General features: G+C 72.3%; 9 protein-coding genes. 3 read left to right on the top strand and 6 right to left on the bottom strand.

The features are described 5' to 3' along the window. The first annotated feature begins 28 nt into the window (after nucleotides 1–28). Nucleotides 29–1,000 carry a cation diffusion facilitator family transporter gene (locus tag KZC56_RS08765; RefSeq protein ID WP_136031996.1) on the top strand — a complete coding sequence of 324 codons (972 nt, stop codon included), beginning with the start codon at nucleotides 29–31 and terminating at the stop codon, nucleotides 998–1,000. Between the two features lie 34 nt (nucleotides 1,001–1,034). On the opposite strand, the gene tadA is transcribed toward KZC56_RS08765, so the two are convergent. Continuing rightward, a complete protein-coding gene (gene tadA / locus KZC56_RS08760; RefSeq protein ID WP_247638372.1) occupies nucleotides 1,035–1,490 on the bottom strand; it encodes a tRNA adenosine(34) deaminase TadA in 456 nt (151 codons plus the stop codon). An 80-nt stretch (nucleotides 1,491–1,570) separates the two neighbouring features. Between tadA and upp the strand changes: the two genes are divergently transcribed. Then, nucleotides 1,571–2,203, top strand: a complete 633-nt coding sequence (upp, locus tag KZC56_RS08755) for a uracil phosphoribosyltransferase (protein ID WP_136032000.1) — start codon at nucleotides 1,571–1,573, stop codon at nucleotides 2,201–2,203. Nucleotides 2,204–2,397: 194 nt separating this feature from the next. Here upp and KZC56_RS08750 read toward each other — a convergent pair whose 3' ends face one another. From KZC56_RS08750 to nadE, 3 genes are all read right to left on the bottom strand, one after another. Continuing rightward, nucleotides 2,398–3,201 (bottom strand): GNAT family N-acetyltransferase, encoded by an 804-nt coding sequence (locus KZC56_RS08750; protein WP_247638371.1) that lies wholly within the window; start codon nucleotides 3,199–3,201, stop codon nucleotides 2,398–2,400. Next, nucleotides 3,198–6,677 (bottom strand): TM0106 family RecB-like putative nuclease, encoded by a 3,480-nt coding sequence (locus KZC56_RS08745; protein WP_247638370.1) that lies wholly within the window; start codon nucleotides 6,675–6,677, stop codon nucleotides 3,198–3,200. The genes KZC56_RS08750 and KZC56_RS08745 overlap by 4 nt, the downstream gene beginning before the upstream one ends. Before the next feature lie 89 nt (nucleotides 6,678–6,766). Beyond that, nucleotides 6,767–7,585 (bottom strand): NAD(+) synthase, encoded by an 819-nt coding sequence (gene nadE / locus KZC56_RS08740; protein ID WP_136032005.1) that lies wholly within the window; start codon nucleotides 7,583–7,585, stop codon nucleotides 6,767–6,769. A gap of 109 nt (nucleotides 7,586–7,694) precedes the next feature. Here nadE and KZC56_RS08735 point away from each other — a divergent pair, with 109 nt between their 5' ends. After that, complete coding sequence (locus tag KZC56_RS08735; protein ID WP_136032007.1) at nucleotides 7,695–8,252, top strand: phosphorylase family protein; 558 nt, start codon at nucleotides 7,695–7,697, stop codon at nucleotides 8,250–8,252. 6 nt (nucleotides 8,253–8,258) lie between these two features. Here KZC56_RS08735 and KZC56_RS17670 read toward each other — a convergent pair whose 3' ends face one another. Both KZC56_RS17670 and KZC56_RS08720 read right to left on the bottom strand, forming a co-directional pair. Continuing rightward, nucleotides 8,259–11,255 (bottom strand): AAA family ATPase, encoded by a 2,997-nt coding sequence (locus KZC56_RS17670; RefSeq protein ID WP_281733199.1) that lies wholly within the window; start codon nucleotides 11,253–11,255, stop codon nucleotides 8,259–8,261. Then, the gene (locus KZC56_RS08720; protein WP_247638369.1) at nucleotides 11,256–12,425 is read right to left on the bottom strand and encodes an exonuclease SbcCD subunit D; all 1,170 of its coding nucleotides are present in this window, start codon (nucleotides 12,423–12,425) and stop codon (nucleotides 11,256–11,258) included. Nucleotides 12,426–12,534 lie beyond the last annotated feature (109 nt).

Here is a 12,534-nt window from a genome sequence, read left to right as displayed (position 1 = left end):
CCCCGACCGGCGGTTCTAGACTCGACGCATGAGTGCATCCGGAGGAAGCAAGGCCATCGTCGCGGCGTTCCTGGCGAACCTGGGCATCGCTCTCGCGAAGTTCCTCGCGTGGGCCCTCTCCGGCTCCGCCTCCATGCTCGCGGAGGCCATCCACTCGGTCGCCGACTCGGGCAACCAGCTCCTCCTCATGCTCGGCGGACGCAAGGCCCAGCGCCGAGCCGACCGCGCGCACCCGTTCGGCTACGGACGCGAACGCTACGTGTACGCCTTCGTCGTCTCGATCATCCTGTTCTCGGTCGGCGGCCTCTTCGCCATCTACGAGGGCGTCGAGAAGCTCACGAACCCCCACGAGCTCGACAAGACCTGGTGGTGGCTGCCTCTCGTCGTGCTGCTGATCGCGATCGGCCTGGAGTCGTTCTCGCTGCGCACCGCCGTGAAGGAGAGCAATCTCGTGCGCGACCGGGGCCAGTCGTGGCGGTCGTTCGTGCGACGCGCCAAGGCCCCCGAGCTTCCGGTCGTGCTGCTCGAGGACGTCGGCGCCCTGACCGGTCTGACGTTCGCGCTGCTCGGCGTGGGCCTCACCCTCCTCACCGGCAACCCCCTCTTCGATGCGCTCGGCACCGTCATGATCGGCGTGCTGCTGGTGCTGATCGCGATCGTGCTCGGCGTCGAGACGAAGAGCCTCCTGGTGGGCGAGGGAGCCACGCAGGCCGACGAGGACCGCATCGTGGACGCGATCACGGACGGCCCGGAGATCGAGAAGATCATCCACCTGAAGACCCTGTACCTCGGGCCGGACGAGCTCATGGTCGCCGCGAAGATCGCCCTCAACGCCGACAAGCCCCTGCGCGAGGTCGCCGACGACATCGACGCGATCGAGAGCCGCATCCGCGAGGCCGTTCCGGTGGCGCGCGTCGTCTACATCGAGCCCGACGTGTACCGCCCCGCGATCGACCCGGAGCCCTCGACGGACGTGTTCGTGCTCAAGTCCTCGGACTGAGGCGCGGCGGTCGCGCAGTGATCCGACCCGGCAGTCACCGCCGCTGCGCGAAGAAGTCACGCAGCAGCGCGGTGGACGCCTCATCGTCGACCCCGCCGATGACCTCCGCACGGTAGGGAAGACGCCGGTCCCGCAGCACGTCGTACATCGACCCGGCCGCACCCGCCTTGTCGTCCCACGCGCCGAACACCACGCGCCCGACGCGCGCCTGCAGGATCGCGCCGGCGCACATGAGACACGGCTCCAGCGTCACCACGAGCGTGCAGCCGTCGAGGTTCCACGAGCCGAGTGCCGCCGCGGCCGCCCGCAGGGCCACGACCTCGGCGTGACCGGTCGGGTCGTGCGTGGTCTCCCGCGTGTTGCGGCCCTCCGCGAGCATCCGCCCCTGGGCGTCGAGCACCACGGCGCCCACCGGGATCTCGGCGTCTGCGGCGGCCTCCGCGGCCAGCACGAGCGCGCGCTGCATCGCAGTGCGGTCGGCGGCGGTCATGCGTCGAGCCTACGGCAGCGCCAGCGGCGCCCCGGAGGACCGATGTCGTGCGCGCGGTCGCGGCGCATTAGCCTGTATCCATGCGTGTTCACGTCGCCGACCACCCCCTCATCACCCACAAGCTCTCGGTGCTGCGCGACGCGCGCACCCCGTCGCCCGTGTTCCGGCAGCTGACGGAGGAGCTCGTGACCCTCCTGGCGTACGAGGCCACGCGCAACGTGAAGGTGTCGCCGGTGGAGATCACGACCCCGGTCACCACCACCACGGGCGTCAAGATCTCCGAGCCGCGCCCCATCGTCGTCCCCATCCTGCGCGCCGGCCTCGGCATGCTCGAAGGCCTCGTGAAGCTGCTCCCGACCGCCGAGGTCGGCTTCCTCGGCATGGTCCGCGACGAGGAGACGTTCGAGCCCACCACCTACGCCGAGCGGCTGCCGGACGACCTCAGCGACCGGCAGTGCTTCGCGATCGACCCGATGCTCGCGACCGGGGGGTCGCTGGCCGCGGCCATCCAGTTCCTGTTCGACCGCGGCGCGAAAGACGTCACGGCCATCTGCCTGCTCGGCACCCCCGAGGGCGTCGCCGCGATCGAGGCGATGGCCGGCGACCGCGATGTGACCCTGGTGCTGGGTGCCCTCGACGAACGCCTGAACGAGAAGGGCTACATCGTGCCCGGCCTCGGCGACGCGGGCGACCGCCTGTACGGCACCGTCTGACCCGGGCGGCCCGACCCCGGGCGGCCCGAGGCGACGTCAGCGCGGGAGCACGTCAGCGCGGCAGCACGGCAACGCGTGACGGGTCAGCACGACAGTGCGTGAGCACGGCAGCGCGTCAGCACGGCACCGCGCGAGCATGGCAGCGCGTCAGCACGGCAGCGCGTCAGCACGGCAACGCGTGACGGGTCACCGCGTCAGCGCGTCAGGCGGTACGCGCGCTCGTCTCCGTACCGCGTGAATCCGGCCCTGGCGAGGATCGGCGCCGAGGTCGCGACGCGGCCCTTGACCAGCGCGGTCGCCGCACCGCGCGCCGCGCTCTCCCGCAGCCGCTCCGCGAGCACGGCCCGATAGGCACCACGCCCTCGGTCGCCGTCGAGGGTCGCCGCACCCCACAGTCGCGTGAATCCGTCGACGATCGTGCACCCGCCCGTGCTCACCGCGCGACCGTCGATGCGACCCAGCACCCGGAACCCGGTGCCCGCATCGAGGGCGGCCGTCAGCTCCGCGAACTCGGCGCGAAGCCCGTCGCCGTCGAGCGGCCGTTGCTCCCAGACGGGGACGTTGATCTCATCCACCTCCCGAAGCTGGTCGACCGTGCGCACGACCTCGGCCGACACGCCCGGCGGTACATCGACCGCCCCCTCAGCCGTCGGACGGGCGAACACCGTGACGGTGTCGACGTGCTCGGCCCCGCGGCGCACCAGCTCCTCTTCGAGGTCGGGCTCGTCGGCCGGGTTCGTCCAGAACGTGAAGACGGTCTCGCCCCAGGCCTCCACGCGCTCCAGCGCCCGCTCCACGACCTCCGCGGCGGAACGCGTCGACGACACCTGCGAGCCGCGCACCCCGCCTCCGAAGCGCTCCGGGTAGCGCACGAGGAGCAGGTCGTCGCGGACGTGCTCGCTGCCCCGCGGGAACCAGGCCCACCCGGCGGCGGCACGGAGGACGTCTTCTGCCGCGGGTATGCCGTCGGCACTCGGCCGCGCATCGGCCGGCGTCACGAGTCCTCCTCCGCCGCACCCACGAGCCGCGCGAAGGCGCTCAGCCGCGCGACGCCCTCGGGCGTGTAGGGCAGGTCGTCGAGCAGCGCGGGCGAGTGGATGAGGTAGGCCAGCACCTGGGCGCGCGAGATCGCGACGTTCAGCCGGTTCTGCAGCAGCAGGAACTCCGGCCCCCGAGGCGCGTCGCGGCCGCTCGACGCCGCGAGTGAGGTGATGGAGACCACGGCCTCCTTGCCCTGGAAGTTGTCGACCGTGCCCACCGGCACCTCACCGAAGCCCGCCGCCTCGAGCGCGTCGTGCACCAGCTGACGCTGGGCGTTGTACGGCGCGACCACGATGATGTCCGCCGGGGTGAGCGGCCGCGCGGAGCCCGCCGGATCGTTGTCGCGGAAGGGGCGACCGACCAGGTCCCGCACGATGCGGACGACCTCCGCAGCCTCCTCGGGCGACTGGGTCGCGTTGCCGCGATGGCGCAGGGGGACGATGTGCAGCCCCGGGTCGACGCCCTCGATCGACCGCCGCTCGGTACCTGGCGCAGACGCGAGCTTGCCGGCGTACGCGAGCTGCGACACCGGGGCGGCCACGAACGGATGCATGCGCCACGACTGCGCCAGGAAGTAGCCGTACTCCGGTCGCACGACGGGATCGCCGTCCATCACCCATCCGAGCGCGGACGTGTCGACCGGCTCGGGGTGCGCCCCCTGACTGACCTGCGGAAGCTGCTGCGGATCGCCCAGGAGAAGCAGCCGTTGTGCTGCGGCTGCGACCGCGATCGTCGACGCGAGCGAGAACTGTCCCGCCTCATCGATCACCAGGAGGTCGAGGCCCCCGCGCGCCACGCGCTGCGTGTTGCTGAAGTCCCACGCCGTCCCGCCGACCACGGCCCCCTCATGCTCGTGCTCGGCGAGGAACGCCGCCATGCCGTTCTTGGGGATGACGGTGTACGAGGGATCGCCGCTGTCGTCTTTCGGGGCCTTCGCGACCTGAGCGGGCGCGACGCCGTCGGCCACGATCCGCTCCAACAGCGTCTCGATGATGGCGTGCGACTGCGCCACCACGCCGACCCGGAAGCCGTGCTCGTTCACCAGACGCGCGATGACCCGCGATCCCGTGTACGTCTTGCCCGTTCCGGGAGGGCCCTGCACGGCGAGGTAGCTGCGATCGAGGTCGAGGACCCCGCGGACGATCGCGTCGATCGTGTCGCTCCCCGGCTCCGGCAGCGGAGCCCCGGAGACCGTGCGAGGCGGGCGCCGCCGGATGATGTCGGTCGCCGCATCGTCGGGGAACCCCGGGGCGGCCGCATGCACCGCATCGGCCCACTCGTCGATCGCCTGTTGCAGCGACACCACCCGCGGGGGCGCGGCCGGGGTGAGGGCGACCGGCAGCTCGTCCCACGTCTGCCCCTGCACCGCCGACTCGACGATCAGATAGCCGTCGTCGAGCACCTCCCGCACGCTCACGGTGTGCGGCACGTGCACGGCACGCGACGGCACCTCGGTGTCGAACGGCGCCGGCGCGTCGTACAGCGCGAACGGCTGAGCGCCGGGGCCGAGGGTCGTGCCCGGTGACACCTCACCCCGGATCTCGACCTCGCGCGACATGACCCTCCGGCCCTCGCCGATGCTCCAGTCGCTCCGCACGCGCGAGGATGGCGCATCGACCTTGACCACGTCGCGCGTGCCGTCCCACATGGTCACCGGCTCACGGAGTCGCTGGAAGTGCGACACCCAGAAGCTCTTCGCCTCCCGGGGGAAGTAGTCGATCGCCGCCGCCGCGATCCGATGCACGAGCCCGTCGCCGCCGGCCTCCACATCCCTCTCGGCATCACCGAGCAGGGCCAGCGAGCGAGGCGACGGCTCGTAGATCACCTCGTCGGCGTCGTCCGGAGGCGCCGGCGTCACCCCCTCTCGGCGCGCGATCTCGATCAGCCAGTTGCGCAGCCGCCTCGTCGACACGCAGTCGTAGCGGTTGTAGTCGGCGAGGTCGGCGAACACCGCGTCGGCCTCCGCCTGCGCGCCCGCCGCCGCCAGCTCCCGCGCGGCCACGTACTGCACGATCGAGTCGTCGCCCTTCTGCACGTCGCTCGTGCGCACGTCGTCGCCCATGTAGAGCGGCTCGAGCTTCTTGATCGAGTAGGAGCGCGACCCCACGCGGACCGTGCGCAGCACCAGCGGATACAGATCGACGAACACGCCCTCGCGCAGCAACCGGTCCACTTCGCCCTCGCGGACTCCGTGGCGGGCGGCCATCGCGACCAGGTGCGACGTCTCGTACGGCGCGTAGTGGTAGATGTGCATGCCCGGGTGCGCGGCCCTGCGGAGCTTCACGAAGTCGAGGAACGTCTCCAGCGCCCGGCGCTCCTCGGCGAACGTGTGCGCCCACAGCGCGGTGTACTGATCGGCGTTGTCGACCCACCCGAACAGGTAGTCGATGCCCCACTCCGACTCTCCGTCTGGCGCGGGTTCGGTGTACAGCGGGTCTCCCTCGAAGTCGAAGAAGATGTCGCCGTGGCTCGGTACCGGCAGCGTGTGGATCGCAGCGGCGTAGTGCACGTCGTACGTCGGTACCCCCTCGGCATCGGCGCGGAGCTGGAGCTTCGCCTGCGACCGGAGGTTCTCGAACGTGTCGACGTTCATGCCCTCCGGGGCCCCGGACGCCGCGGCCAGGTCGTCGATCGTCTCGATGCCCGCCGCGCGCAGCCGCGCGCGCTGGACGGGCCGCATCCGCGCGACCATCAGCAGGTCGCGGTGGGCGATCACCTGCTCCTCGCACGTCGCACAGCGTCCGCACGCCACGATGCGGAGATCGCCGCGGTCGTCGCCCCACGCCAGCGGCTCTCCCTCCTGCCCCTCGGCCACGGCCCGATCCGCGATGAGCGCGCGCAGCCGCGCCCGACGCACCCGGAACAGCGGCAGCAGGTCGTCAACCGCGTGCGTGCTGACGCTGTGGTCGCCCAGGATGAGGTCGACCTCGTCGGCCCGGGGGATGCCGAGGCGATCGAGCTGATCGACATATGCCGCGAGCTGCATGAGCGCCGTGACGCGGGCTTTCCGCGCCAGCTTGGAGTCCTGCACGCGCCACCGCCCGTCGGCGTCTTTGCGCAGGAAGTCCGCGAAGCCGACAAAGTCCTCCGTCGCGAACGCCGCCTGGAACACCACCAGCGCGTCGGACCGCAGGGCCTCGATCGTCTCGCCGACGGCCGCGGCCAGAGCTTCAGGATCGTTCGAGCGGATCTTGTCGACGCGGTGCACCCGCTCCGGCCCGAGCTCGCTCAGGTACCGGTCGAGCACGTTCTGCTCGTGCACGTCTCCCAGCTGCGCGGCCCGCTGCAGCGTCGCATCCTCCGGCTCCTCGACCACCGGCACGCGGCCGAGCTTCGCGTCGATCGCTCGAGACCAGGCGAACTCGCACTCCGCCGCCGCCTTGAGGTCGCTCGCGCTCCAGACGACCCGCTGCGCCTCCGTGTCGATCCGCACGATTCTCCCGTTCTCTCGGATGCTTCGACACTATCCGCGGCATCCGACACGGGCGAAAGCGAGCGCGACCGCGCCCTTCCCTCGACGCCTCAGCGCCACCAGGTGTCGTCGGGAGTGACGGGGAGGTGGCGCTTGTGCTGGGTCGCGAGGTAGCGCGACTCGATGCGACCGGCGACGTCAGGGTCGACGTCCTCCCCCTCCAGGAACGCGTCGATCTGCTCGTACGTCAGCCCCAGCTCGTCCTCGTCGGCTCGTCCGGGCTGGCCATCGAGGAGGTCGGCCGTCGGCACCTTGAGCGCCAGCCGGTCGGGCGCGTCGAGGAACTGCAGCAGCGACCGGCCCTGTCGCTTCGTGAGGCCCGACAGCGGCAGCACGTCCGCGGCGCCGTCGCCGAACTTCGTGTAGAACCCCGTCACGGCCTCGGCCGCGTGGTCGGTGCCGATCACGATCAGGCCGTCGTGTCCCGCGAGGGCGTACTGCGTCACCATGCGCAGTCGCGCCTTGATGTTGCCGCGGTTGAAGTCGGTGATGTCGCCGGAGACCGCCGCCTCGATGTCGCGCTCCACGCCGTCGACGCCGTTCTGGATGTTCACCTCGACCGAGGAGTCCGGGGCGATGTAGTCGAGCGCGGCCTGCGCATCGTCCGCGTCGTGCTGCACGCGATAGGGCAGCCGTACCGCCAGGAACGTGGCCTCGCCCCCTTCGGCCCGCACGCGCTCGACCGCGAGCTGCGCGAGCCGGCCGGCGAGGGTCGAGTCCTGACCGCCGGAGATGCCGAGCACGTACCCCCTGGCACCCGTCGTGCGCAGGTAGTCCGCGAGGAAGCCGACCCTCCGCTCCACCTCCGACTCGGGGTCGATGTCGGGCCGGACACCCAGGTCTTCCGCGATCTGCTTCTGCAACGACACGTGATCCTCCGCTCTTCGCCTGGCCCCAGTATCCTCCCTCCGCGCAGCGGCGGGGCGGCGGCGCGGCGCTCGCACGCGGCATCCAGCCGAGACCTGAGAGAATGAGGCAGTGAAACTCCTCGTCGCCGCGCTCGCGTCCGAACTGTCCGCCTTCCCCGACGAGCTCGACGGCTTCGACCGGCTGGTCACCGGCCCCGGCAAGCTGCAGGCCACCTACGCGCTCACCCGCGCCCTCGACGCCCGGCGCTACGACGAGGTCGTCGTCGTCGGAACAGCGGGGGCCATCGAGCCGGGGCTCGAGGCCACCGTCCACGAGATCGGCTCCGCATTCCAGCACGACGTGACCGACCTCGACGGCGTCTCCGGCCAGCACGTTTCGCTACCCGCACGCGTGAGCACCGGCCGTGACGGCGTGCTGATCGCGACCGGAGACCACTTCGTGGAGGACGCCGAGGTGACCGCGGTCATCCGGCCCACCGGTGCCGCCCTCGTCGACATGGAGACCTACGCGTACATCTGGGTGGCCGGGCAGTTCGGGGTGCCGATCCGCGCGTTCCGTGCCGTCTCCGATCAGGCCGAGGACGGCGCCCTCACCGACTGGCGCGCCGCGGTCGCGCGGTGCAGCGTCCAGCTGCGCGACGTCATCCGCGCCGAGTACGGGGTCTGACCCGCGTCAGCGCGCCTCGATCACGCTCGGACCGTTCGCCAGCGCCCGCACGGTGAGCTGTGCGGGGATCTGCTCCTGCATGGCCTCCACGTGACTGATCACCCCCACCGTGCGACCGCCCTGGCGCAGTTCGTCGAGTGTGCGCATGGCGATGTCGAGCGTGTCGCCGTCGAGCGAGCCGAAGCCCTCGTCGATGAACAGCGTGTCGAGGCGGATCCCTCCGGCGCGCGCTGTGACGACCTCGGCGAGTCCGAGCGCGAGGGCGAGCGACGTGAGGAACGTCTCGCCGCCGGACAGCGACTGCGGAGGTCGGGTCTGGCCGGTGAAGGCGTCGGCCACCACGATCCCGAGGCCCGACGCGGCCCCTCGCGCCGCCAGTGCGTCGGAGTGGCGCAGCTGGTAACGCCCCTCCGACATGTCGTGCAGGCGACGGTTGGCCGCCTCGACGATCTCCTCCAGCTCCGCGGCGAGCACGAAGGTCTCGAGCGTCATCTTGCGGGTGTTCGCGCCGCGCCCGGCGATCGTGTCGGCGAGGTTCTTCAGCACCTCGAACTCCGCCGCGTCCTCGGCCGTGCGCGCGTGCTCGTCCGCGGCCGCGGCGAGGAGTCCGGACAACCGGGCGGCGTCTCCAGCGGCGACGGTCGCGGCGTCGACGGCGGCCGACCAGAGCGCCCGGGCCTCGCTCGACACGCGTTCCGCGGCCGCGGTGTCGATCGGCTCCTCGGGCAGCGTCTTCAGCTCGAGGTCGAACAGGATCTCCCGTTCTTTCTCCCGCTGCACCGTGTGCTGGGTGATGCGGGCGTCGAGCGCCTCCTGCTCCGCCGACGAGCGCAGAGCCTCCTCCGCATCCGTGACCTCGGCGAACACCGACGCGAGCAGCGCGGCATCGCGCTCCCGGTCGGCCTCGACGACCGCCCTCTCTCGACGAGAGCGCTCCGCGCGCGCGTCCGCCAGCCGCCGGGCGACCTCGGTGCGGGCGGTGGTCTCGGCGATCCGCTCGGCGACCGATGCCGCGTCGCCACGGGCCTGAGCGATCTGCTCGTCCGCGTCGCCGTTCCGTTGCACCAGCAGCGCCAGCTGCTCGCGCGCCTGGGCCAGCGCCGCTGCGGCCGTCGCAACCTCGGAGTCCTGACGCTCCTTCCGAGCCAGAAGGTCGGCGCGCACGGCCTCGAGCTCTGCCGCTCGCTGCGCCGCCTCGACCGCGGCGGTGTGCTCGTCCTCGGCGGTCCGGTACTCGCGCTCGGCGCGCTCAGGATCTCGTCCGTCGGCCTTGGCCGTCGCGGCCGCGAGCTCGGCACGGAGCCCGGCGCACGTGTCGCCGGCGGCGCGCTCCCCCGCCGCCGCCGCGTCGCGGGCGGACTCGGCCACGGCGATGTCGTCGACCGAGACGGGGTCGGTGTGGGTGGCCGGCGCGGGATGCTCCGTCGAGCCGCAGACGGCGCAGGCCTCACCCTCCACCAGGGCCGTGGCGAGCTCCCCCGCCATCCCGTCCATGCGGCGCTGGCGCAGCTGCGCGAGCCGGGACTGCGCCGTCGCGTGCTCCGAGGTCACCCGTGCGAGCTCGGCGTCCGCTGCGTCGCACGCCGCGGCGAGACGCTCGGCCGTCCTGGCGGCATCCCACCGGTCCTTCGCGGCGAGCAGTGCGGCCTCCCGCCCCGGTCGCCCCGCGGCGAGGTCTCTGGCGGCGGCACGCTCCGCCTCCACCTCGGCGAGCTGGACCGGAAGGGCGTCGCGCTCGGTCTCGGCCGTCTCGACCCGCGCCTGCGCCGAGGCCGCATCGGCCTCCGCGGCCCGCTGCTCGGCGTCGCGCTCGGTCGCGTGCCGCTCCAGCACGACCGCGCGTTCCCACCCGCCGATCTCGCGCAGGCGCTCGGTGACCCACGCCTCCAGGTCGTCCACCTCGATGCCGTACGCCGTCCACTCCTCCGCGGCGCGCGATTCGCCTGCAACAGCCTCCGCCAGGGCCTCGCGCGCGCGAGCCGCGGCCGCGATGGTCGGTCGCAGCGCCTCAGCGGCACGTGCGTTCCCGAGCTCGACCCTGGCCTCCGCGATCCGGGGCTCCTCGGCGTCGAGGCGGGCGAGGGCCGCGCGTGCCCTGTCGCGCTCGACCTGGGCACGGCGATCCTCCCGCCGCGCCGCCAGCGCCGCGTCCGCCTCCGCCGACCGCCGCTCGGCGTCGGCACGCTCCGAGGCCCGACGCTCGGAGCGGTACTCGGCGCGAGCGAGTGCGCGCCCGAGCGCGTCGAGCCGATCCTGCACAGTGGGCGTCGTCGCGGTCTCCGTCGTTTCGCCGCCGATGTCCTCACCGCCGCCGTTCTCCCCGCCCAGGCCCGCGTCCGTCACCAGGCGCTCGGCCTCCTCGAGTCGCGCGACGACCGTCGCCAGCCGCGAACCCAGCGCCTGCTCGGCCTGTCGCCGCCGCTCGTCGAAGCGCGCCTGCACGTCTTCGAAGCGCTCGGTGCCGAACAGCCGCCGCAGCAGCGACTGCCGGTCCCGGCTTCCGGCCAGCAGGAACTCCGAGAACCGGTTCTGCGCGAGCAGGATCACCTGCAGGAACTGCTCCCGGCTCAGCTGGAGGATCTCATCGAGCTCCTGTGCCACATCGACGGCGCGCGCCGCTCGGCCGACCCACCCCGATGCGGTCGACTCCTCGAGCGAGACGGCTGCGGCCTGCTTCGTCATGCCCCCACCGCGGCGCGCGGGGCGGAGGTACTCCGGCGACCGGGTCACACGGTAGCGGCCGGACGGCGTGCTGAACTCGACCACCACTTCCGACGGGTCGTCCGGCTCGCAGTGGTCGCTGCGCAACCGCTTCTCGCCACCCTCGTACCGGGGCACCCCGCCGTACAAGCCGAAGCACACGGCGTCGAGGATGCTCGACTTCCCGGCGCCCGTGCGACCGGCGATCAGGAAGATGCCGTCGTCGGCGAACGCGTCGAAGTCGACGATCTGGCGTGCGCGGAAGGGTCCGAATCCCTCGACCTCCAGGCGGTGCAGACGCATCTAGACGAGAGCCTCCGCTCGGACGCGGTCGTCGAGGACCTCGCGGATCAGCTCGCGCTCGACCTCTGTCGCGCCGTGCCCGGCGCGCACGTGCTCGAGGAAGGCCCCGATCCGGTCGGCGTCGGTGACCGCGGAGCGCAGGCGCTGTGCGTACGAGTGCTCCTCCGTCTCACGCGTGGCGATCGGCTGGTGCTGCACCATGGCGCAGTGCGGGTACGCCTCGCGCAGTCGTCGCATGGGCTCGGACTGCGGCACGGCATCGGTGTACACCGCGCACACCCAGTCGTCGGCATGGGCCGTGATGTTCTCCGTGGACAGGATCTCCGCGAAGCTGCCGGTGAGCGTGACGAGACGCCGCGGCACCGGCAGCTCCCGCCACTCGACGCGGGCGAGCCCGTCGGCGTCGAGGTCCACGAGCCAGGACCCTCGGGGCTTGTGCTGCTCGCCGAAGCTGTAGTGCAGGGGCGCTCCGGCGTACCGCACGCGCTCGCTCACCTGCTGCCGCCCGTGGATGTGGCCGAGCGCCACGTAGTCGGGGCCGTCGAACACGCTCAGCGGCACGACGTCGAGGCCGCCCTGGCGCACCTCGCGCTCCAGGCCCTCGGTGGGCTCGACACCCGCGGCGAAGCAGTGGGCGATCGCGACGGAGCGCCCGTCGTGCTCCTGCATCCCCGCGCGGACGAGATGCATCGCATGGGCCATGGTCTGTGCCTGCGTGCGCAGCTGCCGCCCGTCGGCGTCACCCTCCGGCCAGTGCTGCCGCACGATGGCGGGCTCGAGGTACGGGATGCCGAAGAAGTGCACGGGGCCGTGGTCGTCGGCGATCGTGACGGGCCGCCCGATCGCGAGCGGATCGGTCAGCACATGGATGCCGTCGCGCAGCAGCCGCGACTGGAAGCCGAGTCGCGCCGCCGAGTCGTGGTTGCCGCTGGTCACGATGACCCGCGCGCCCGTGGCGTGCAGCGCCACCAGCGCGTCGCCGAGGAGCGTGTACGCCGCGGCGGACGGCGTCGCCGAATCGAAGACGTCGCCCGCGACGACCACGACGTCGACCCCCTCCTGCTCGACCTGGACGGTCAGGGCGGCGAGCACCTCGGCGAGCGCCTCCAGCGTGGAGTTGCCGTGGAAGGTCCGGCCGATGTGCCAGTCCGAGGTGTGCAGGATCCGCATACTCACACCGTACGAACGACCTCCGACATTCGGTCTGAGGCCCGCCGCGGGCAGCCGAGCCGGCCGGAGGAAGCACGACCGTGCACGTAACACGGCGTCATACTCGCGC

Source organism: Microbacterium sufflavum, from assembly GCF_023091155.1.
Lineage (GTDB): Bacteria > Actinomycetota > Actinomycetes > Actinomycetales > Microbacteriaceae > Microbacterium > Microbacterium sufflavum.
The sequence above is the reverse complement of the archived record's forward strand: the minus strand, read 5'-3'. Positions and strand labels throughout refer to the sequence as shown.